Raw genomic sequence first — 22,059 nt, forward strand, 5'->3', positions numbered from 1 at the left:
ATGCATGCGAATCAACGGCCACACCCGTGACGCCCCCACACCGGGTCAGCCCCACGACACCGTGCCGCATCATGCGGTACGCCTGGACTTCACTGAGGTCTTCATGAAGCTTCGCCGCGCCATGGCGGTCGCTGCCGCGACCGCCGTCATAGCCCCTGCCGCCTTCCTGGCGGCTCCGGCCGCGTACGCGACGGACGGCACCACCAGCACGACCTCCACCTCCGGCGCCACGGGCGGGACGGAGGACGCCACGACCGGCGGCACGACGACCGAAGACGGCACGAACACCGACGACGGCTCCGCCACCACCGAGGACGGCACCAAGACCGAGGACGGTTCGCAGACCGACGACGGTGCCGCCACGACCGAGGACGGCACGAAGACCGAGGACGAGTCCACGACGGACGAGGACTCGAAGACCGAGGACGACACGACCACGGGCGGCACCGGAGACGGCACCGGCACGGGCACCGAGGACGGCGCCGAGAAGCCGGGCACCGAGACCGGCAAGGACGAGGAAGAGGTCGACGAGGAAGAGGTCGTCGACGAGGAAGAGGAGATCATCGAGGAGGAGGTCTGCAAGCAGGCCGCCGTCGATGTCACGCTCTCCAACCTCCCCCACAAGATCGTCGCGGGCAGCGGCTGGAAGAACTTCCAGCTGAACGTCAAGAACAACAGCCAGGACGCCATCGACGAGGTCGTCGTCGGCGCCTGGGCGTCCTACGCCGACGACCTCGAGGCCGACACCGACCGCCTGGTCGAGAAGTACGCCAAGATCGAGTACAAGAAGCCCAACGGCCAGTGGGAGAACGGCGCCAACCTCTCCGGCGAGAACATCGGCTTCTTCTTCGACGTCGTCAACCTGAAGAAGAACGAGAACCGCACCATCCAGCTGCGCATCTCGATCGACAAGGCCGCGCCCGCCGGCACCGCCCTCGGTTTCGCGGCCACCGGCTACGACAAGAACGAGGAGTGCTACGAGGACTACGCGTCCTACGACTTCGAGGTCCTGGCGGCCGGCAGCAACGGTGACGGCGGCGGCGAGGCCAAGCCGTCCGACCAGAAGCCTGCCGACCTGAAGCCGCAGGGCGGCTCGACCCCGATCAAGGTCGAGGGTGAGCTCGCCGAGACCGGTTCCTCCTCGATGCTGCCGACCATCGGTATCGCCGGTGGTGTCACCATCGTCGCCGGTGCCGGTGTCGTGTTCGCGCTGCGTCGCCGTAACGGTGGGGCCACCGCGTAACACACGCACCACACAAGCAAGAGAGGCGCTGCACTCGGAGGGGGGTGCAGCGCCTCTCTCATGTCCGGTGCCGTCCGGCTACCGCTTCGGCGGGACCACCGGGATGCCGAGGAACGGCAACTTCAGGGCGCCGAAGGCGTTCGCCGGGACGGTGGGGGACTTGGGCGCGACCGGGGCGAGGCGTTCGTACGCGGCGCCCTGCGCCGGGCGCGGGTCCTCCTCGCCCTTGTTGGGCCAGAAGGACATGGCGCGCTCCGCCTGGGCGGTGATCGTGAGGGACGGGTTCACACCGAGGTTCGCGGAGACCGCCGCGCCGTCGACGACGGAGATGCCGGGGTGGCCGTAGAGGCGGTGGTACGGGTCGATGACACCGTCCTCCGCCGTCGCCCCGATCACGCAGCCGCCCAGGAAGTGGGCGGTGAGCGGGGTGCCCATCAGTTCGCCCACGTTGGAGCCGGCGAACCCGTTGATCTCCTCCGCGAGGAGGCTCGCGGCACGCGTGCCCTCGGCGATCTGCTTGGGGTTGGGGGCGCCGTGGCCCTGCCGGGCGGTGAGGAGGCCCTTGCCGACACCGTCGGTCTTGCGGTAGGTCGTCAGGGAGTTGTCGAGGGACTGCATGACGAGCCCGATGATGGTCCGCTCCGACCAGCGGCGGTTGGACAGCGACCGCATCATCAGCACCGGGTGACGGGCCACGTTGCCGAGCCATGCCCTGACCCGGCGTTCGGCGTAGGGCACCTGGAGGATCGAGAGGGACCCCATGGCGTTGGAGCCCTTGCCGTAGCGGACCGGTTCGATGTGGGTGCTGGCGTCCGGGTGGATGGACGAGGTGATGGCGACACCCCGGGTGAAGTCCACCCGCTTGTGGCCGTGCCGCTTGCGGTAGCGGCGGTCGGTGGTCTGGGAGCCCACCAGCGCCTCGGAATTGGTACGGGTCAGCTCGCCGATCCTGGCGGAGACACGGGGCAGCTTGCCCTCGTCCTTCATGCGGTGCAGCAGCGTCTGGGTGCCGTACGTGCCGGCCGCGACGACGACGTACCGGCAGCGCAGGATCCGCGGGGCGGCCTTGCGGCGGCGGTGCGTGGGGACGGTCGAGACGGCATAGCCGTCGCCGGACGGGGCGTCGGTGACGGCGGTGACCGTGGTCATGGGGTGGATGACGGCCCCGGCCTTCTCCGCGAGGTGGAGGTAGTTCTCGGTGAGCATGTTCTTCGCGCCGTGCCGGCAGCCCGTCATGCACTCGCCGCACTCCGTGCAGGCACGCCGGGCCGGGCCCGCGCCCCCGAAATACGGATCGTCGACCTTCTGTCCCGGTTTGACCTTCGCCGCGCCCGGCCCGTCCCCCTCGGTGGCGTCCTTGCCGTCGCCGAAGAAGACGCCGACGGGCGCGAGGTGGAAGGTGTCGCCGACGCCCATGGCCTGGGCGGTCGCCTTGAGGTGGACGTCGGACGGCGTCATGGTCGGGTTGAGCCGTACGCCCAGCATGCGCTTGGCCTGGTCGTAGTAGGGGGCCAGTTCCTCCTGCCAGTCCGTGATGGAGGCCCACTGCTTGTCCCGGAAGAACGGCTCGGGCGGCACGTAGAGGGTGTTGGCGTAATTGAGCGAACCACCGCCGACCCCGGCGCCCGCCAGGACCATGACGTTGCCGAGGAGGTGGATGCGCTGGATGCCGAAGAGGCCCAGGGCGGGCGCCCACAGGTAGTTCTTCACGTCCCAGGAGCTCTTGGGCAGGGTGCCGGGGCTGAACCGGCGGCCCGCCTCCAGGACACCGACGCGGTAGCCCTTCTCGGTCAGGCGGAGGGCCGATACGGAGCCACCGAAGCCGGAACCGACGACGATGACGTCGTAGTCGTACCCGTCAGGCGCTTCGTCCTGATTCCGGGCAGGGGGGACCTGGGGCATGGGCTCTCCTCGTACCGAAGGGAAAAGGTCTAGCGGAAACGGAACGCCTTCATCAGGCGCAGGCTGCGGCTCATCAGCGCCGCGTACTGCTCGTCGTCCATGCCGAACGAGGGCCCGAACGGCATCACCCGCTGCTGCGCCACGGTCTGGGCCTCGGTGTACTTCAGGACGCCCTCGGAACCGTGCCGGCGGCCGAGGCCGGAGTCCTTCATGCCGCCCATCGGGGACTGGACGCTGCCGTACGCCGGGGCGTACCCGTCGTTGATGTTGACCGTGCCGGTGCGGAGCTTCGCCGCGACGGCGTGCCCGCGGCGGCCGTCCTTGGTCCACACGCTGGCGTTGAGGCCGTACGCGGTGGCGTTGGCGCGCTCGACGACCTCGTCCTCGTCGGTGAAGCGGTAGACGGAGACGACCGGGCCGAAGGTCTCCTCGCCGCACACCGCCATCGGCTCCTGGACGCCCTCCAGGATGGTGGGCTCGTAGAAGAGGGGGCCGATGTCGGGCCGGGCGACGCCGCCCGCGACGAGCTTGGCGCCCTTGGCGACGGCCTCCTCGACGTGCCGGGTGACGGTCTCCAACTGCCGCTCCCCGACCAGGGAGCCCATGTCGGCCCCGTAGGCCAGGGAGTTGCCGAGCCGCATGGCCTTCGTGCGGGTGACGAACCGGTCCATGAACTCGTCGGCTATGGACTCGTGGACGTACAGCCGCTCGATGGAGATGCAGAGCTGGCCGGCCGAGGAGAAGCAGGCACGCACGGCTCCCGCGGCCGCCTTCTCCACGTCGGCGTCGTGGAGGACCAGCATCGCGTTCTTGCCGCCCAGTTCGAGGGAGACGCCGACGAGGCGGGCCGCCGCGCCCTGGGCCACCTCACGGCCGGTGCGGGTGGAGCCGGTGAAGGAGACGTAGTCGGCGTGCTTGACGATCTCGGGGCCGACGACCGGGCCGTCGCCGATGACGACCTGGAAGACCTCGGCGGGCAGGCCCGCCTCGATGAGCAGGTCCCGGGCCCACAGGGCGGTCAGCGCCGTCTCGGTGTCGGGCTTCATGACGACCGCGTTGCCGGCCACGAAGGCGGGCAGCGCGTCGCCGACGGACAGTTCGAGGGGGTAGTTCCAGGGCGCGATCTGGCCGACGACGCCGCGCGGCTGGCGCAGTTCGGTGACCTTGGTGAGGGTCGGCATGGCGCCGGTGTGCCGCTTCGGCTTGAGGTACGCGGCCGCGCGGCGCCCGTAGTGGCGGGCGGCGACGGCGACCACCTGGACCTCTTCGTGGGCGTGGAGCCTGGCCTTGCCGGTCTCCAGCTGGATCAGGTCGAGGACCTCCGCCTGCCGTTCCAGGACCAGGTCGTGGAAGCGGAGCAGCACGGCGGCACGCGCGCGTACGGGCGTGGCGGCCCAGGCGGACTGCGCGGCGCGGGCGCGGGCGAAGGCCTCGGCCACCTCCTCGGGGGTCGACTCGGGCAGCTCGGCCAGCCGTTCCCCGGTAAAGGGGGTGTGGTTGGCGGTCCGGCCGGAACCGACGACGCCCCGGGTGAGCTGGGCGACCACCTCGGGCGTCACCACGTCGGCGGCGGTGCGGGCACCGGCCGGGGCGGGGGCTACCGGGTTCGTACCGAGAGGCGTGGCGGGGGCCTGCGTGTCCGTCGTGTCCGTCATGGGGGCGAGGGTATTCCGGATGGGGCCCGCGCGGTACCCGCCGGTAACAGCTTTTCACCGGGCGCCCACACCATGCCAGCGTTCACTGGCAAATAAGCCCTGATCAGGGGCTGGTCAGGGCCTGATCATGAGTTCCGGTCACGATTGCCGCACCCGGAAGGAATCGAGAACGGTGTCGAAGTGGCGCTTCAGCTCGTCCCGCCGGGCCACCGGCGCCGAGACCCACACGTCGTACATCCGCCCGTTCTCGTCCCAGCAGAGGTCGTACGTGCGCCGCGCCCCCTCGGCGGGGGAGAACCCGTCCCAGGTGAACTCCCGGAGCGCCGCCGGGAGGCCGTTGTGCGTCGTCGGCGTGACCTTGGCGTCGCGGTAACCGGGGTGGACCTCCGGGCCGTTGGCATGGGCCCGGCGCATGTAGCCGAGGGGCCCGCCGGAGGCCGGGTCCTGGATCCGGATGCCGATCCGCACCGCCCGGTCGGACGACATGTAGAAGACACGCCTGTCGTCGGTGGACCGGACGTATCCCTGGGGGACGGTCAGCGAGAAGCCGCGCGGGTCCGAGGTGGAGCGGTATCCGGTGGGCACGCGGGCGTGGCTCGGAGTGGGGGTGGGGGTGGCGCCCGGGCCGGCGCCGGTGTCCGTGCCGGTCCCGGTTCCGGTGCCGGTCCCCGTACCGGCTGCCGCGCCGGGGGTGTTCGGAGCGGTGGGCGTGTCCGGTGACGGGGAAACGGTGGCCGTCGGGTGGTCGCCGCCTCCGCCGCCCCCGCCGTCCCCGTGGCCTCGCAGGAGCAGCACGCCCGCCGCGCCCGCCCCGGCGAGGGCCACCAGCAGGGCGGCGGCCACCAGTGGGTTGCGGAGGCCGCGCCGGGGCGGGCGGCCGGTGCGCGGGGGCGCGGCATCCCCGTGCGGGGGGAGATCGTGGGCGTGGGGGCGGTCGTGGGTACGGTCACGGGCGCGGGTACGCGTACGGGCGCGGGCGCGGGCGCGGTCGGCGCGCTCCGGCACGGCGTCCGAGGGCGAGCGGCGCGAGGCGTCGGCGCGGGGCGGTACGGCATCGGCGTACGGTCCGGCGGCACCGGCCGCCCTGCCGGTGTACGTCAGCGGTGCGTCGTCGGCCACCTCGGACCCGCGCCGCCCGTACCCGGGTGACTCGGCGCCGCGTCCGTCGTGACCGCGCCCGTCGGCGCCGCGTCCCTCGGACCCGCGAGGCCGTCCCGTGTCCGCGTACGCCCTCAGCAGCCGTTCCGCCTCCGCCGCGCCCATCCGCCGGGCCGGGTCCCGCTGCAGCAGGCCGCGTACGACCGGCAGCAGGGGCCCCGCCGCCGCGGGCGGTCTGAAGTCCTCCTCCACGACCGCGTGCAGCACCCCGCCCAACGAGTCGCGGTGGAAGGGCGACTGGCCGGTCAGCGTGGCGCACAGCAGCGCCCCCAGCGACCACAGGTCCGTCTCCGGACCGGCCTGCGCGCCCTGCATCCGCTCGGGCGCGGTGTACTCGGGCGAGCCGACGAACATCCCCGCCTCCGTGATCGTCGTCGAGCCGGCGAGCTGCGCGATGCCGAAATCGGTGAGGACGACCCGCCCGCTGCCCTCCTCCAGCAGGACGTTGGCCGGTTTCAGGTCCCGGTGCAGCACCCCGAGCGCGTGGGCGGCCCGCAGCGCGCTCAGCAGCGCGAGTCCGACGCGTGCCGCCTCACGGGCGTCGAGAGGACCGTGGGACGCGATCCGCTCGGCGAGCGAACGGCCTTCGACCAGCTCCATGACGATGTACGGGACGCCGTCCTCCTCGACGACGTCGTGCACGCAGACGATGTGCGGATGGTGCACGCGCGCGATGGCACGCGCCTCGCGGAGAGTGGGGTAGACGGCGGTTCCCACGTCGACGTGGAGCTCCTTGACGGCGACGCGACGGCCGAGCAGCTCGTCGTACGCCCGCCAGACCGTACCCATGCCTCCCCGCCCGAGCCGGGCCTCCAGCCGGTAGCGTCCGACGATCCGCCGCTGCTGCCCCGATCCGGACACGGCACATCCCCTCTGCTCGCGCCGAGGGTCACTCCTCGGCGGGACGCCAGCCGCGCAGCACGATGTCGAACTGCTCCCTGGTCACCGGCCAGTCGGCCGCGGGAGCGGACATGAACAACGCGTACTCGGTTCCGTCGTCCGCGTAGTACACCTGGTCGATCGCGTGCCGCTCGCCCGCGTTGGCGTTCTTCTCGACCCAGGTGAACTCCCACAGACAGGATTCCAGTTGATCACGGAACGTGTTCGTGTGCAGCTCCTTCCGCTCATACCGGGGAAGCCGCTTCTTCAGCCCTTTCTCGATATCGAGCATGTGAAGACAGGGATTCTCGAAGTCGGGTGAGGCGTCGACACTGATACGGATGAGGTGGCGGCCGTTGTCGGGCGTGTAGTCGATCTGACCGCCTTCCGTCCGGCGCTTCCACCCCTCCGGTACGAGAAGGCTGAAACCCGACGGGTCCTCGACGCGCTCCCAGCCATCCGGCACGGACGGTGCCGCCCCGTCCAGGTCGGCCGCGGCGGCGTCGCGGGCCGTGTCGTCGTTCCCGTACCGCATCACGGCGAAACCCGCGGCGCTGCCCACGACCGCGGCGAGGACCGTCACCAGGACGGCCGTGCGCCAACCCCGGTGCCGGGACGACCGGTCACCGGCTCGGTCCCGGTCGCCCGAGGCGCCGAGGGAGCCGGGTGAGCCCGGAGCTCCACCGGACGCGGCGCTCCGGTCCCGGTTCGTGTGGCCGGTGGTGTCCTGGGCCGCCATCCGCTCGGCCTCCGGGCGGCGGCGCGTGGCCGACCGCCCTCCGGTCGTCCGGGCCGTGGTGTTCCGGTCGGCGCTCGCCGCGGGTCTTCGGCCCGCGGTTCTTCGGCCGGACTCCCGGTCCGCGGACTCCTGGTCCGGGGTCTGCCGGTCCGGGGACTCCTGGCCCGGGGGCTGCCGGTCTGAAGACTGCCGGTCCGGGGACTGCTCGTCCGCCTCGTCCGCCTCGCCCGCCTCGTGCGGGGAGCCGGGCTCGGACGTCTGCTCGTCGGGCCCCGGCAGTTTCTTGGTCACGGCCGTCAGGTCCTCACGGCTCATGGTCCGGGTCGGGACGTACGCCTGCGCGGCGGCGGGCGTACGGCCCTCCATCGCCTCCAGCAGCATGCGTCCGACCTCGGCGGCCTCGGGACGGTCCCCCGGGTCCTTGCGCAACAGCGCGGTGATGACGGGCGCGAGGGCGCCGGCGTACTCGGCGGGCGGTGGTTCCTCGGTGACCACGGCCTGCATGACGCTCAGCGGTGACGTGCGGTGGAAGGGCGGGGTGCCCTCGACGGCGGTGTAGAGCGTGGCGCCCAGCGCCCAGAGGTCGGAGGCGGGGCCCGGGTCACCACCGCGTACCCGCTCGGGAGCCAGGTACTCGATGGAGCCGACCAGTTCCCCGGTCCGGGTGATGGAGGAGTCGCCCTCGATGGCGGCGATCCCGAAGTCGGTGAGCAGGACCCTGCCGTCGCGGGCGAGCAGGACATTGCCGGGCTTGACGTCCCGGTGCAGCACTCCGGCGGCATGCGCGGCGCGCAGCGCGCCCAGGACGTGCAGTCCGATGCGGGCTGCCTCGCGCGCGTCGATACGGCGATTTTCAGCCGCCTTTGCGGCGTCGGCGAGCGAGGGCCCGTCGACGTACTGCATCACGATCCAGGGGCGGTGGTCCTGCTCCAGCACGTCATGGACGGTGACGACGCCGGGATGCGTGATACGGGCGGCGGCGCGCGCCTCCTTCTGCGTACGGGCGTGGAGAACGGCCCGATCCGCTTCGGAGACGTACTTGCCCGCCGTGAGTTCCTTGACGGCGACAGTGCGGTGCAGCACTTCGTCGTGGGCGCGCCAGACCTTGCCCATGCCGCCGCGACCGATGGCCTCGATGAGCCGGTAGCGACCGGCGAGCACGAGTCCCGCGCCCATGCCTTGAGAGTGTTCCACTGTCCCCCGCTCGTTCCTTCGGATTCCAGGTTACGGAGGGTTGTGCCGTGGCCGAAACCTCGGGGTTGCCAAGGAGACCGCTCTGTGATGCGTAGTTGGGCTTTCGGGCGCATTTGTGGGGAACAGGGAGTGACGACGTCTCAGCGGGTGGACCGGTACACGCCGATCGCCTGCTGGTAGATCTCGGACACCTTGTCACGCTGGGTCTCCGGACCGATGACGTGGACGACGTGGTAGCGGTCACCGACGATCAACGCGAGGTTGCGGACGTACACCTCCCGGCCGTTGGCGTCCGTCCAGGTGAACTGACCCTCGGCCATGACCTGTCGGCCCACGTCGATCCGGCGCAGCCCGGTGGCGGTGGCCCAGCTGGAGTCGCGCCAGGGCTGGAGCTCGCGCTCCTTGGTGCGCTGGTACTCCAAGGGGTCGCTGCCACCCGCCTGGACGGTGTCCCGGCCCGGGACCACGATCAGGGTGAAGTCGCCACCGGTGTAGCGGACCTGGCCCACGTCGTTGATGGGGCTGCGCCGCCAGCTCTTGTCGACCCCGATACGGAACCCCTCGGGGTCGTCGCGCACGGTGTACCCGGCTGCCATGTCCGGCGCGTCGGGGGTGACGGTGTTGGTGGACGGCGCCGGAGCGCTCGGAGTGGGCTGCTCCTGCGGGGTGCCGGACGGCTGGGTCTGCGGCGGCTGTTGCGGCCGCTGGGACGGCTGTGACTGCTGCGGGGACTGCCCCCGGGTCTGTGGCTCCGCCTTGGGCATGAACATCACGGCGTACGCGATGGCGGCGGCGAGCGCGAGCAGTATGGCGAGCAGGAGCGTCCGTCCCAGGGCGCGCGGGGCACGCGGGGTGTGCGGGGCCCGGGAGGCACCGGCGTTGCTCCTCGTGGGCCTGGTCTTCTTGCTGTGGCGGTGGCGGCCCTGGGTGCTGCCGGGCGCGCCGGCGCGGCGCCTGCGGACCAGCTCGCCCCGGCGCCGCACGACCGGCAGGCGGGTGGCGTCGACGGACGGCATCGGGACGACGCCGGTGCCCGCGTCCGGCTCCGGCGCCGACCGGACGAGCGAGCGCAGCCAGCCGCGCAGCTCCTCGAAGTCCGGTCGCTCGGTGGGGTCCTGGCGCAGCAGCGACTCGACGACCGGGCGCAGCGGGCCGCATTCCTCCGCGAACGCGGGCGGCTCGGCGCACACCATCTGGACCAGCTCCGCGGCGTTCTCCTCGGGGTAGGGGGCGTGGCCCTGGACCGCGCGGTAGAGCAGCGCGCCGAGCGCCCACAGGTCGGTGGCCGGCCCGATGGGCGGGGCGAGCTGCCAGGTGTCGTGCACCGGCCCCGCCTGTTCCGGTGCCCACCGCTCCGTCACGGCTCCGACGACGGCGATCCGGGCCTGGCGGGCGCGCTCGGCGGCGAGGGGTGTGGCGGGGCCCCGGTACCGCGGGGCGGCGGACTGGGTGTCGGCGACGACGTCGTCCCAGCGGCCCGGTTCGGCGGACCGCTCCGCCGGTGACGGGACGGGAGTGCGGGCCTGGCGCTGGGCGTCGGCGCGCAGGGCGTCCCGGGTGCCGTACGGGGATACGCCCCCGCCGGCCGGGACGGATCCGGGACCGGAGCCAGGGCCGTCGCTCCAGGTGCCCGTGAGCAGGGCACGCCGCGGAGCTCCGCCGTCGGCCTCGCCCTCGCCGGTGTCGTCCTCATCGTCGTCGAGGTCGGCGGCCCGGGACCACCACTGGGGCTCGTAGTCGTCCGGTGTGCCGCCCGCGGGGGCCGCGGGGCCCTTCGGCGGGGGCGGCAGGGCGAGGGCGGAGCCCGCCTCCTCCGCACGGGCGGCGGCACGCGCTCCGGCCCGGTACGCGGCGATGGCACCGGCCCGGGTGGCGCGCTCGTCCGGCGCGGGCGGGTGGGGGTGCGGATAAGGGTGCGGGGCCTCCGGGAGGGCGGTCGGTTCCGGGCCGGTGGCGGGCTCCGGGAGCGTGGGCGTGGCCAGTTCGTACCCCGGCGCGAGCGCGGGGAGGGGCGAGGGAGCGGATCCCGGAGCGGCCGGAGCGGCCGGTGCGTGCGGTCCGGACGGTCCGGACGGTCCGTGCGGTGCGGGCGGAAAGTCGTCGTCGTCCGGATCCGGGACCGGGGCGTACCCGCACAGCGCCTCTTCCGCCGCGCCCGCCGCGAGCCCGGTCAGCACGACCCGTCCGTCGTCGCAGACCAGCACCGTGCGCACCGTGATGTTCCGGTGGACCCAGCCGTGCGCGTGCAGCGCGCGCAGCGCGGTGAGCACGTCCGAGCCGATCTCCGCCGCCCGGTACGGGCTGAGGGGCTTCTCCGCGAGCAGGGCCGCCAGGGGCCTGGCCGCGACCAGTTCACTCACTATCCACAGGGACCCGGCCTCGGCGAAGACGTCGAAGACCTGGTCGAGCCTGGGGTGGTCCGGGATCTGCGCCGCCGCCTGCGCGGCTTCGATGGCCCGGCGTACCGCAGGGTCACCGGACCGCCTGACCGCCCGGCCGCTCGCCGCTCTGCGCGGCGGCACGCGCGACCCGGCGGCCCCGGCAGGTCCCGCTGACCCGGCCTGCCGCTCCGGTTCCACGACCTCGGCGTCGACGACCTCCGGCAACGGGAGCTGCCGGACCAGCACTTCCTGGCCGCTGTACGTGTCGAAGGCCCGAGTCTCGACGAGTTCGTACTCGTCCGAGGGCGGCAACGGCAGGCGGTAGCGGTCGGCGAGCACCCTCCCCGCATAGTCGTCCACGACGCCGCCTCCCCACGAGCGCGCTGTCCCCCGGCTTCACAGACCGTACGAAACCGTCAATTCTGGTCGTCCGATGTGCAGTTACCTGCCCATTCCGGCTGCGTACGGTCCACGAGCTCTCACGATACGTGGCCCTGGTCAGTCCTTGGGGCTGAACGTGGCGAACGCCGTGTCCCGCAGCGTCTTGCACTCCACGCCGTCCCACTCCGCGGCCTTGCAGGTGATCATGATCGCGTAACCGTGCGTGGCGTCGACCTTGAAGCCTCGGTTGAGCACGCGGACCCGCTCCCCGCTCTGCTCGCGCTCGAACTGCCAGTCGGCGACCGTCGGATAACCCTTGTAGTCCACCTTGTCGATTCCATGATGCCGGTAGCCACTGACACTGGCCTTGAGGCCGAGCCAGGCGGCCCCCCAGGCGGCCGCGGCATCGTCCTTGGGGTTGTCGGTGAAGTCCACCTGGACCCTCGGGAACCCACCGCTCTCGCTGTATATCCCGCCCGAGTTCTGCCCCGCTATGGCCGTCCTGCGGAAGCTCGACGGCATGGCCATGGAGAAGTGGAACGTGCCGTCACTGACCATGGTGTACCCGGCCGGCAGCGCCGCCCCGCCGTTGCCCGTCCCCGTTCCGGCGGACGGCTTCGCCCCGCCCTTGCCGCCGCTGGCGCCGCCCGTGCCGGGCTGCTCGCCCCCCTGCTCCTTGCCCTGCTCGCCGGCCGGCTGGTCGTCGTTGCCACCGGTGGCTCCCTCGGCGACCGCCGAACCGGCCGACGCCGTCCGGTCGGTGCCGGGCGTGCCCTTGCCCTTGGCGCCCGGCTCGTCGTCACCCCCCAGGGTGAGGGCGAGCACGGTGGCGATCACGGCGAGCGCGACGACGACCGCGATGACCACGAGCGTGCGCCGCGACACCACATCGGTGAGCGGCGCCCGCGCGGGCGCCACCGGCGCGGAACGCTCCGCGCTCTGCGGCCCGGACGCCGGCTCCGCCTTGGCGAACGCGGCCGCGTTGCGCACGGAACGCAGCGCGCCGCGCATCCGCTCCGCCGCCGGGTCGTCGGCGTCCTTGGGCTTGGCGGTGGCGTCCTCGCCGGGCAGCGGCAGCAGAGGCACGATGCGCGTGACCTCCGGCGACGGCTCGGGCACGGGTGCCACGGCCGCCTCGGGCGCGTGGATCACGTCGTTGAGCAGCACGCGGGCGCCCGCGTCGTCGAGACGCTTGGCCGGGTCCTTGTGGAGCAGGCCGTAGATGACCTCCTCCAGCGGGCCCGCGTTCTTCGGCGGGTCGAGCTGCTCGGTCATGACGGCGGTCAGCGTCGCGATGGCGGAGCCCTTGTCGTACGGCGGGCAGCCCTCCACGCACGCGTAGAGCAGGCCGCCCAGCGACCACATGTCCGCCGCCGGGCCGGGCTTGTGGCCGCGGGCCCGCTCGGGCGAGATGTACGACGGGGCGCCGACGAGCATGCCGGTCGAGGTGATGGACGGGTCGCCCTCGACCTGTGCGATACCGAAGTCGGTGAGGACGACCCGGCCGTCGTCCGAGATGAGGACGTTGGACGGCTTCACGTCGCGGTGCAGGATGCCCTCGCGGTGCGCGGAACGCAGGACGTCGAGGATCGCGAGCCCCACCTCGGCGGCGCGCCTGGGCGTGAGGACACCGTCCTCACGGATGGCGTCGGCGAGCGACTTGCCCTCGATCAGCTCCATGACGATCCAGGGACGGTCGTCCTCGTCGACGACGTCGTAGACGGTCACGGCGCCGTTGTTGCGGATCCGGGCGATCGCCTTGGCCTCGCGGAGGGTACGCGTGATGAGGCGGCGCTTCTCGTCCTCGTCGATGCTGTTGGGGAAGCGCAGTTCCTTGACGGCGACGGTACGCCCGAGCGTCTCGTCGACGGCCCGCCAGACGGTGCCCATGCCGCCGCGCCCCAGAACGCCGCCGAGCCGGTAGCGGCCCGCGAGGAGCCGCCCTTCGCTGGTCGGACGCACCGCTGACGCCGAGTCGGCCCCGCCGCCGCGCCCGCCGGCCGCCGCCGGCTTCGCCCCGGCGCCCGCGGGCGCCACCGCGCCCGCTCCCTTGGCGCCCTTCGGCTCCTTGGCCGCCTTGGACGGCTCCTTGGGGGCCTTGGAGTCCATGGACGGGCCCGTGGAGCCCGCGGACGGGCCCGTGGGGTCCTTGGGGCCCGTGGACGGGCCCGTGGGGTCCTTGGGGCCCGTGGACGGGCTCTTGGAGTCCTTGGGGCCCTTCGGCTCCTTCACGTCCTCCACCGCGCCGGAGCGCGCGGACGGGACCGAGCGGCCGCCCGTGTCCGCGCCCGTGGACGAGGGCGAGGGCGTCGTGCCGGGCGCCTCGTCACCCACGCTCGGCGCGTCCCCGGGCTCCGCGTCCGGCCCGCCGGCGGCGTCCTTGCCCGGCCGTCCGCCGGACGTGGCGGAAACCGCGCCCTTGTCCGACCGGGGGGCGGGAACCGAAGCGCCGGTACCCGCGCTCTCGCGGCCCGCGTCCCGCTCGCCGTCCGCCGCCTTGTCCGAGGGGCCGCCGGATCCGTCGGCCGCTGCCCCGGGCCGGCCGGCGCCCAGCTTCATGGTCGCGTCCTTGACCGGCTCCGTGCCCGACGTGGCGGGGGCGTCCGCGGCCGGCTCGGCGCCCGGCTTCTTGTCCGGCCCGTCCGATCCGACGCCCGGCTTCGCCGCGTCCCGCTGAGGTTCCCGAGCCGCGTTCCGCGACTGCTCCGCTCCCGACATGCGTCCCCTCTGCGATCCCTGATCCTCGCCCGCGCCTGCCGCTTCCGCGCGATGCGGTAACCCGCCCTGGAAGAGCGTCCATTGTCTCTCACTCCGGGACCGGTGAATCTCCCGGGTCCTCACGTCCGCCAGGATGGGGCCCCGAAGGAGGATCCCACGATGCCACTGCCCCGCGCCCGGCTCGCCGTTCCGCTGGTCACCGCCCTGCTCGGGCTGGGCGTCGGCCCGCTGCCCGGGGCACCCTCCCCCACCCCTCCCTCCGCCGTGCTGCCCCGGCTCGTCTCGGAGGGCCACGCGCCGGCCGCGGCGATGCTGTCCGACTCGCCCACCGCGTCGCGGTTCCAGGCAACCGGTCCCGGTATGCACCGCGCCGACCGCTTCCGCGCGGGCAGCATCACCAAGACGTTCATCGCGACGGTGGTGCTCCAACTCGCCGCCGAGAGAAGGTTGCGCCTCGACGACCCGATCGGGCTCCATGTGCCCGGCCTGCTGCCCGGCGAGGCGGGCCGGCGCGTCACCCTGCGCGCCCTGCTCACCCACACCAGTGGCCTGCCGGACTACGCCGACGCCGCCGGCCGCCCACGGCACTGACGCCCGCGCGCGAAGCCGTCCTTCGTGCGCTGGCCCGTCCCCCTGGGCCCGTCGGTCGCTACGCCTACTCCAACACCAACTACGTGCTGCTCGGCCTCGTCATCGAACAGGTCACCGGCCGCTCCTACGCGGCGGAGACCGGGCGGCGCGTCATCAGTCCTCTTCGCCTCACCGGCACTTCCTTCCCCGGCGCCCGTACGGCCCTGCCCCCGCCGCACGGCCGGGCCTACGATGCCGCCGGCCGGGACGTCACCGCGCTCGACCCGCGCGCCGCAGACGCGGCGGGCGAACTGATCAGCACCCTGGACGACCTGAACCGCTTCTACGCGGCCCTCCTCTCCGGCCGCCTCCTCCCCGCACCCCAGCTCCGGGAACTGCTCGACACCCGCCCCGCGAACGGCCCCTACGGCATGGGCATCTACCCCCAGCGGCTTTCCTGCGGCACCACGGTGTGGGGCCACAACGGCCACATCACCGGCAGCTACGTCCGCACCGCCTCCACCAGCGACGGCCGACGCACCATCACCTTCCGGGTCAATACGGACGCCGTGCCCGACAGCGCCCTCGACTCACTGGAACCGGCCCTCCTGGAGGACGAGTTCTGCCGCTCCGGCGGCCGCGCCGGCAACGTCCCCGAGGATTTCCCGGATCGGGCTTGACCCTCACGTTGCGGGAGGCCGGAGGGTGAGGTGCATGAGCGACTACTACAACGCGTTCGAGATCAGCCCCGTACCCGCCCCCGGCCCGGACGCGGTTCCGCCGGAGCCGTTCCGTGGCATCTATGGAATGCCTGCGTTCGCGACGATCCCCACGAGCGATCTGGCGGCGTCGGTCGACTTCTGGTGCCATGGGCTCGGCTTCATCGAACTGTTCAGCATCCCCGGCGAACTCGTCCATCTGCGCCGGTGGGCGTTCCAGGACGTCCTCCTCGTCTCGGATGCGAGCGTTCCGGAGCAGCCACCGGCGATGAGCTTCAGTTTCGCGTGCGTGCTCAGCCAGGTCGACTCCCTCGTCGAGACCTGTCGTGCGCTCCGCCCGGACTCGGTCGACGGTCCACGGGACACCCCCTGGAACACCCGCGATGTGGCGGTGATCACCCCCGAGAACGCACGGATCGTGTTCACTGCGGCGAAGCCCTTCGATCCCGCCAGCAAGGAGGCACGGGACCTTGAAGCCATCGGGATCACCCCACCGGGCGTCGGTCGCGGCGACGACGAGGAGCATGCCTGATGCCACTGACGCCGAGGGCCTGACAGTCGGTCAGGTCTCGGCGCGTCTGGGCGTGACCGTCCGCGCGCTGCATCACTGGGACGAGATCGGTCTGGCACGACCATCGCTGCGCACGGCTGCCGGCTACCGGCTCTACACCGCCGGTGACCTCGAACGCCTGCACCGCGTCGTCGTCTACCGAGAGATCGGTCTCGGCCTGGACAGGATCCGGGCCGTGCTGGACGACTCGACCTCGGACGTACCCGGCGCATTGCGCGCGCAGCGCGCCCAGGTCACCGAACGGATCGAGCGCCTCCAGCAGCTCGGCGCCGGTCTGGACCGGATGGTCGACGCCCACGAGCGCGGCCTGCTGCTGACCGTGGAGCAGCAGGCCGCGATCTTCGGCCCCCAGTGGAACCCGGACTGGCCCGCCCAAGCGCGTCAGCGCTACGGGGACACGACGCAATGGCGGCAGTACGCCGAACGCTCGGCCTCTCGTGGTCCGGAGGAATGGCAGGCGATCGCCGACGCCGTGGCCGCCTTCGAACGCGCCCTCGGGGATGCCATGGACGCCGGCGTCACACCCGGCAGCCCCGAAGCGAACCGACTCGTCGAGCGGCACCGCGAAGTATTCGCTGCGTACTTCCCCCTCACCAGGCAGATGCAGGTGTGCCTCGGCCGCATGTACGAGGCCGATCCGGGATTCGCCGCCCACTACGACGGCATCCGCGCCGGTCTCGCCACGTGGTTCCGTCGCATCGTCGACGCGAGCGCGCACGCCCACGGCGTCGACCCGGACACCGCGACCTGGCAGTAGGGCGCGGGGCCCCGGGAGCCGCCTAGAGCGGCACGATGTCCGGTGCGCCCAGGCGCGCCGCGTCCGCCGTCAGGTCGTCCGGCTGCCGCTGCGATTCGCGCTCCGCCTGCACCCGCTTCTCGTAGTGCTCCACCTCCTTCTCGATGTGCTCCTCGTCCCAGCCCAGCACCGGCGCCATCAGCCGCGCGCACTCACGTGCGCTGCGGGTGCCCCGGTCGAAGGTCTCGATGGAGATCCGGGTACGCCGGGTCAGCACGTCGTCCAGGTGCCGGGCGCCCTCGTGCGACGCGGCGTAGACGACCTCGGCCCGCAGGTAGTCGTCGGCGCCGCTCAGCGGTTCGCCGAGTTTCGGATCGGCGACGACGAGCTCCAGCAGTTCCTCCACCAGGGAGCCGTACCGGTTCAACAGGTGCTCGACGCGCGCCACGTGAAGCCCCGTCCGGGCGGCGATCCGTGCCCGCGCGTTCCACAGCGCCCGGTATCCCTCGGCGCCCAGCAGCGGTACGTCCTCGGTGACGCAGGACGCCACCCGTGCGTCCAGGCCGTGCACCGCCTCGTCCACCGCGTCCTTGGCCATCACCCGGTACGTCGTGTACTTGCCGCCCGCCACGACGACCAGACCCGGCACCGGGTGGGCCACGGTGTGCTCGCGCGACAGCTTGCTCGTCGCGTCGGACTCGCCGGCCAGCAGCGGCCGCAGGCCCGCGTACACCCCCTGGACGTCGTCCCGGGTGAGCGGGACCGCCAGCACGCTGTTCACATGCTCCAGCAGGTAGTCGATGTCGGCGCTGGACGCCGCCGGGTGGGCCTTGTCCAGGTCCCAGTCGGTGTCGGTGGTCCCCACGATCCAGTGGCGTCCCCAGGGGATGACGAAGAGGACCGACTTCTCGGTGCGGAGGATCAGGCCCGTGCTCGAGTGGATCCGGTCCTTGGGCACGACCAGGTGGATGCCCTTCGACGCCCGTACATGGAACTGCCCGCGCTCGCCGATCAGGGCCTGGGTGTCGTCCGTCCACACGCCCGTCGCGTTGACGATCTGCTTGGCGCGGACCTCGTACTCGCCGCCCGCCTCCACGTCCTGGACCCGGGCGCCGACGACGCGCTCGCCCTCGCGCAGGAAGCCGATGACCCGTGCCCGGCTGGCGACGTGCGCGCCGTAACTCGCGGCCGTCCGCACGAGCGTCGCCACGAAGCGCGCGTCGTCCATCTGCGCGTCGTAGTACTGCAACGCCCCGACCAGGGCGTCCTTCTTCAGCGCGGGCGCCACGCGCAGCGCCTGCCGCCGTGACAGGTGCCGGTGCACGGGGAGCCCGCGGCCGTGCCCCGACGAGACGGACATGGCGTCGTACAGCGCCACGCCCGAGCCCGCGTAGAGCCGCTCCCAGCCCTTGTGCTGGAGCGGGTAGAGGAACGGCACCGGTTTCACCAGGTGGGGGGCGAGCCGCTCCAGCAGCAGTCCGCGCTCCTTCAGCGCTTCCCGTACGAGCGCGAAGTCCAGCATTTCGAGATAGCGCAGCCCGCCGTGAATCAGCTTGCTGGACCGGCTGGAGGTGCCCGACGCCCAGTCGCGCGCCTCCACCAGCCCGGTCGCCAGTCCGCGTGTCACCGCGTCGAGAGCCGTCCCGGCGCCCACCACCCCGGCTCCCACGACCAGCACGTCCAGTTCACGATCGGCCATGGCCGCCAGCGCCTCGGCGCGCTCGGCGGGTCCCAGTGTCGCTGTCCTCACCGCTGCCTCCCGTCGCCCCCGTGTGTCCCCGTGTGGTCGGGCTCACAGACTTGATTCTGTCCTGGCCCTCCGACTTCAGCCACCGCCTGTGGACAACACTCGGCCGAACCATGGCCCGCAATGCCGCATAACGGTCATATTTACGCCTAGTCTGACATTGCACTGCGCTCGTTCTGTCCACAGGACTTGCGTGCCGCGTCCACTCCGGCTACTGGGAAGGACGGCATCACCCATGCCCGCAGACCTCGCCGTCATCGGCCTCGGCCACCTCGGACTGCCCCTCGCCCAAGCCGCCACAGCCGCCGGGATCGACACGATCGGCTACGACACCGACCCCCACCCCGTGGCGGAGCTGGCGGCCGGCCGGCCGCCGGTCGACGGCTCGCTCACCGCCTCGGAAATCCGCCGGATGCTCTCGGGGGGCTTCCGGCCGACCACCAACCCCACCGAGCTGGGCCGGGTCCGTACCGCCGTCATCTGCACCCCCACCCCCCTCGGCGCCGACCGCACACCGGACCTGACCGCCGTCGCCGAGGCGGCACGCGCGCTGGCCGCCCGGCTGCGCCCCAACACCACCGTCCTGCTCGAATCGCCCGTCCACCCCGGCACCACCGAGGACGTCCTGCGTCCGCTGCTCGAAGAGGGCTCCGGGCTCAGGGCGGGCCGCGACTTCCACCTCGCGTACGCCCCCGGCCGCCTCGACCCGGGCAGCCGCGCCCACGACTTCGCCCACACCCCGAGGGTCATCGGCGGCCTCACCCCCGCCTGCACGGAATCCGCCGCCGCCTTCTACGGCCGCCTCACCGACAAGGTCGTACGGGCCCGCGGCACGCGCGAGGCCGAGACCGTCAAGGTCCTGGAAACCAACTTCCGCCACGTCAACATCGCCCTGGTCAACGAGATGGCCGTGCTCTGCCACGAACTCGGCGTCGACCTGTGGGACGTCATCCGGTGCGCCGAGACCAAACCCTTCGGGTTCCAGGCCTTCCGCCCCGGCCCCGGCGTCGGCGGCCACGGCGTCCCCGTCGACACGATCGGCCCCCACCGCCCGCTGCGCCTGGTGGAACTGGCGGGCCAGGTCAACGAACGCATGCCGCAGTACGTCATCCAGCGCTGCGCCACGCTCCTCAACGAGCACGGCAAGTCCGCGCGCGGCGCCCGCGTCCTCCTGCTCGGCGTCACCTACAAACCGGACCTCGCCGACCAGGAGGGCTCCCCCGCCGCCGAGATCGGCCGCCGCCTGATGGACCTGGGCGCGGCGGTCAGTTACCACGATCCCTACGTCGCCGACTGGCGCGTCCGCGACCTGCCCGTCCCCCGGGCGGACTCCCTGTACGAGGCGGCCGCGGCGGCCGACCTGACGGTGCTGCTCCAGCACCACCGTACGTACGACCTGCAAGGTCTGGCGGTGAAGGCGCAACTCCTGCTGGACACCCGCGGAGTCACTCCGGCGGGCGCGGCCCACCGCCTGTAGGTCCGGCCCGGGATACCGGGGGGCGAATGTCGGAGCGGGCTGTTAGTCTCCGGACCCTCTACTTCACACGGTCTTTATACGCACAGGTGTGCGCCATGGCCGTGCACGCTTCAGGGGGGACTTCCCAGCATGAGCCAGCCCGTTCCGCCGCCCGGCAACCCGTTCGGCGGCCCCGCCGGTGCCGCACCCTACTCACCCGCGCCCGCCCCGGCCCCCGCGCGGGACAACCTCGCGCTCGGCCTGGTGACCGCGGTCGTGGCCGCCCTCGTCGCCGCCGTCGCCTACGGCGCGATCGGAGGGGCCATCGAGCGCGAGATCGGATACGCCGCGGTCGGCGTCGGATTCCTCGTCGGTTTCGCCGCCGCCAAGGTCGGCGGCCGCAACCCGGCCCTGCCCGTGGTCGCCGCGATCCTGTCGATCGGCGCCGTCTACCTCGGCCAGCTCGTCGCGGTGGCGGTCGTCATCAGCAACACGCTGGGCGGGTCCGCCCCCGAGATCCTCATGGAAGACTTCGGCTCGCTGACGGACCTGTGGAAGGAGACCGCGGACGCCATGACCTACCTCTTCCTCGCCATCGCCGCCGTCACTGCCTTCGCCGGCGCCAAGAAGGCCAACGCCTGACCGGTCGCGTCCGGACGCACGAAGGGCCCGCACCGACTTCGAGGTGCGGGCCCTTCGTACGTCAGGGGCTCAGCGCTTGTGCTGGGCGTCCGCGACGGTGACCTCGACGCGCTGGAACTCCTTGAGCTCGCTGTAGCCCGTCGTCGCCATCGCGCGGCGCAGCGCGCCGAAGAAGTTCATCGACCCGTCCGGCGAGTGCGACGGACCGGTCAGGATCTCCTCGGTCGTCCCGACGATGCCCAGGTCGACCAGCTTGCCGCGCGGCACGTCCTCGTGGACGGCCTCCATGCCCCAGTGGTGGCCCTTGCCCGGCGCGTCGGTCGCCCGCGCCAGCGGGGAGCCGATCATCACCGAGTCGGCGCCGCACGCGATGGCCTTCGGCAGGTCGCCGGACCAGCCCACGCCGCCGTCCGCGATCACGTGCACGTACCGGCCGCCGGACTCGTCCATGTAGTCCCGGCGCGCGGCCGCGACGTCCGCGACGGCGGTCGCCATCGGGACCTGGATGCCCAGCACGTTACGGGTGGTGTGCGCGGCGCCGCCGCCGAAGCCGACGAGGACACCCGCCGCGCCCGTACGCATCAGGTGCAGGGCGGCGGTGTAGGTGGCGCAGCCGCCGACGATGACCGGAACGTCCAGCTCGTAGATGAACTGCTTCAGGTTCAGCGGCTCTGCCGCGCCCGACACGTGCTCGGCGGAGACCGTCGTACCGCGGATGACGAAGATGTCCACCCCGGCGTCGACGACCGCCTTGGAGAACTGGGCGGTGCGCTGCGGCGAGAGCGCGGCCGCGGTGACCACGCCCGAGTCGCGCACCTCCTTGATGCGCTGCCCGATCAGCTCCTCCTGGATCGGGGCCGCGTAGATCTCCTGCAGACGGCGGGTGGCGTTCGCCTCGTCCAGCTCGCCGATCTCGTCGAGCAGCGGCTGCGGGTCCTCGTACCGGGTCCACAGGCCCTCGAGGTTCAGGACGCCGAGGCCGCCGAGCTGGCCGATGCGGATCGCGGTCTGCGGCGACACCACCGAGTCCATGGGAGCGGCCAGGAACGGCAGCTCGAAGCGGTAGGCGTCGATCTGCCAGGCGATCGAGACCTCCTTCGGGTCCCGGGTGCGCCGGCTCGGTACGACGGCGATGTCGTCGAACGCGTACGCCCTGCGGCCGCGCTTGCCGCGCCCGATCTCGATCTCAGTCACGATGTGTGGCCTTTCCCTCTACGTCTGCGCCTACCAGTATCCCCGACACGCGCGTGGGGGGGGGGGGGGGGGGGGGGGGGGGGGGGGGGGGGGGGTAGGGGGGGGGGGGGGGGGGGGGGGTGCTATGTGTCGGGTCGTCGCTCCTCTGCTACCTCCCCCCGTCTGCCCTTCTCC

13 protein-coding genes and 1 pseudogene are annotated in these 22,059 nt (G+C 72.5%); 6 read left to right on the forward strand and 8 right to left on the reverse strand.

The annotated features are described in order from the left end of the window. Window positions 1–4: 4 nt before the first annotated feature. Window positions 5–1,243 carry an LPXTG cell wall anchor domain-containing protein gene (locus ACZ6C1_RS31035; RefSeq protein WP_469245478.1) on the forward strand — a complete coding sequence of 413 codons (1,239 nt, stop codon included), beginning with the start codon at window positions 5–7 and terminating at the stop codon, window positions 1,241–1,243. A gap of 78 nt (window positions 1,244–1,321) precedes the next feature. On the opposite strand, the gene ACZ6C1_RS31040 is transcribed toward ACZ6C1_RS31035, so the two are convergent. The 6 genes from ACZ6C1_RS31040 to ACZ6C1_RS31065 all read right to left on the reverse strand — a co-directional run bounded on the left by ACZ6C1_RS31040 (window position 1,322) and on the right by ACZ6C1_RS31065 (window position 14,250). Then, window positions 1,322–3,145: a GMC oxidoreductase gene (locus tag ACZ6C1_RS31040; RefSeq protein WP_469245480.1), complete on the reverse strand. Its 1,824-nt coding sequence runs from the start codon at window positions 3,143–3,145 to the stop codon at window positions 1,322–1,324. A 29-nt stretch (window positions 3,146–3,174) separates the two neighbouring features. After that, the gene (locus ACZ6C1_RS31045; protein ID WP_469245482.1) at window positions 3,175–4,800 is read right to left on the reverse strand and encodes a succinic semialdehyde dehydrogenase; all 1,626 of its coding nucleotides are present in this window, start codon (window positions 4,798–4,800) and stop codon (window positions 3,175–3,177) included. Window positions 4,801–4,938: 138 nt separating this feature from the next. Further along, the gene (locus tag ACZ6C1_RS31050) at window positions 4,939–6,819 is read right to left on the reverse strand and encodes a serine/threonine-protein kinase (RefSeq protein WP_469245484.1); all 1,881 of its coding nucleotides are present in this window, start codon (window positions 6,817–6,819) and stop codon (window positions 4,939–4,941) included. A gap of 28 nt (window positions 6,820–6,847) precedes the next feature. Further along, complete coding sequence (locus ACZ6C1_RS31055; protein ID WP_469245486.1) at window positions 6,848–8,752, reverse strand: serine/threonine-protein kinase; 1,905 nt, start codon at window positions 8,750–8,752, stop codon at window positions 6,848–6,850. 158 nt (window positions 8,753–8,910) lie between these two features. Further along, entirely contained in the window at window positions 8,911–11,511 is a 2,601-nt protein-coding gene (locus tag ACZ6C1_RS31060) for a protein kinase (RefSeq protein WP_469245488.1), read from the reverse strand. A 138-nt stretch (window positions 11,512–11,649) separates the two neighbouring features. Next, window positions 11,650–14,250 (reverse strand): serine/threonine-protein kinase, encoded by a 2,601-nt coding sequence (locus ACZ6C1_RS31065; protein WP_469245490.1) that lies wholly within the window; start codon window positions 14,248–14,250, stop codon window positions 11,650–11,652. A 159-nt stretch (window positions 14,251–14,409) separates the two neighbouring features. Between ACZ6C1_RS31065 and ACZ6C1_RS31070 the strand changes: the two are divergent. From ACZ6C1_RS31070 to ACZ6C1_RS31080, 3 genes and pseudogenes are all read left to right on the forward strand, one after another. Continuing rightward, a pseudogene (locus ACZ6C1_RS31070) lies at window positions 14,410–15,500 on the forward strand (serine hydrolase domain-containing protein). A 34-nt stretch (window positions 15,501–15,534) separates the two neighbouring features. After that, window positions 15,535–16,071: a VOC family protein gene (locus tag ACZ6C1_RS31075; RefSeq protein ID WP_469245492.1), complete on the forward strand. Its 537-nt coding sequence runs from the start codon at window positions 15,535–15,537 to the stop codon at window positions 16,069–16,071. Continuing rightward, complete coding sequence (locus ACZ6C1_RS31080; protein ID WP_469245493.1) at window positions 16,064–16,867, forward strand: MerR family transcriptional regulator; 804 nt, start codon at window positions 16,064–16,066, stop codon at window positions 16,865–16,867. The genes ACZ6C1_RS31075 and ACZ6C1_RS31080 overlap by 8 nt, the downstream gene beginning before the upstream one ends. Before the next feature lie 22 nt (window positions 16,868–16,889). Here ACZ6C1_RS31080 and ACZ6C1_RS31085 read toward each other — a convergent pair whose 3' ends face one another. Beyond that, a complete protein-coding gene (locus ACZ6C1_RS31085) occupies window positions 16,890–18,596 on the reverse strand; it encodes a glycerol-3-phosphate dehydrogenase/oxidase (RefSeq protein WP_469245495.1) in 1,707 nt (568 codons plus the stop codon). A gap of 232 nt (window positions 18,597–18,828) precedes the next feature. Here ACZ6C1_RS31085 and ACZ6C1_RS31090 point away from each other — a divergent pair, with 232 nt between their 5' ends. After that, window positions 18,829–20,070: a nucleotide sugar dehydrogenase gene (locus ACZ6C1_RS31090; protein WP_469245497.1), complete on the forward strand. Its 1,242-nt coding sequence runs from the start codon at window positions 18,829–18,831 to the stop codon at window positions 20,068–20,070. Window positions 20,071–20,199: 129 nt separating this feature from the next. Next, window positions 20,200–20,691: a hypothetical protein gene (locus tag ACZ6C1_RS31095; protein ID WP_469245499.1), complete on the forward strand. Its 492-nt coding sequence runs from the start codon at window positions 20,200–20,202 to the stop codon at window positions 20,689–20,691. Between the two features lie 69 nt (window positions 20,692–20,760). On the opposite strand, the gene ACZ6C1_RS31100 is transcribed toward ACZ6C1_RS31095, so the two are convergent. Beyond that, window positions 20,761–21,885, reverse strand: coding sequence for a GuaB3 family IMP dehydrogenase-related protein (locus ACZ6C1_RS31100; RefSeq protein ID WP_469245500.1), 1,125 nt, complete (start codon window positions 21,883–21,885; stop codon window positions 20,761–20,763). Between the last annotated feature and the right edge of the window lie 174 nt (window positions 21,886–22,059).

The organism is Streptomyces sp. NPDC041796 (assembly GCF_055590785.1).

Coding starts and splice junctions, on each gene's coding strand:
- ACZ6C1_RS31035 (WP_469245478.1), top strand. CDS start 5: ATGCGAATCAACGGCCACACCCGTGACGCCCCCACACCGGGTCAGCCC.
- ACZ6C1_RS31040 (WP_469245480.1), bottom strand. CDS start 3,145: ATGCCCCAGGTCCCCCCTGCCCGGAATCAGGACGAAGCGCCTGACGGG.
- ACZ6C1_RS31045 (WP_469245482.1), bottom strand. CDS start 4,800: ATGACGGACACGACGGACACGCAGGCCCCCGCCACGCCTCTCGGTACG.
- ACZ6C1_RS31055 (WP_469245486.1), bottom strand. CDS start 8,752: ATGGGCGCGGGACTCGTGCTCGCCGGTCGCTACCGGCTCATCGAGGCC.
- ACZ6C1_RS31065 (WP_469245490.1), bottom strand. CDS start 14,250: ATGTCGGGAGCGGAGCAGTCGCGGAACGCGGCTCGGGAACCTCAGCGG.
- ACZ6C1_RS31075 (WP_469245492.1), top strand. CDS start 15,535: ATGAGCGACTACTACAACGCGTTCGAGATCAGCCCCGTACCCGCCCCC.
- ACZ6C1_RS31080 (WP_469245493.1), top strand. CDS start 16,064: ATGCCTGATGCCACTGACGCCGAGGGCCTGACAGTCGGTCAGGTCTCG.
- ACZ6C1_RS31090 (WP_469245497.1), top strand. CDS start 18,829: ATGCCCGCAGACCTCGCCGTCATCGGCCTCGGCCACCTCGGACTGCCC.
- ACZ6C1_RS31095 (WP_469245499.1), top strand. CDS start 20,200: ATGAGCCAGCCCGTTCCGCCGCCCGGCAACCCGTTCGGCGGCCCCGCC.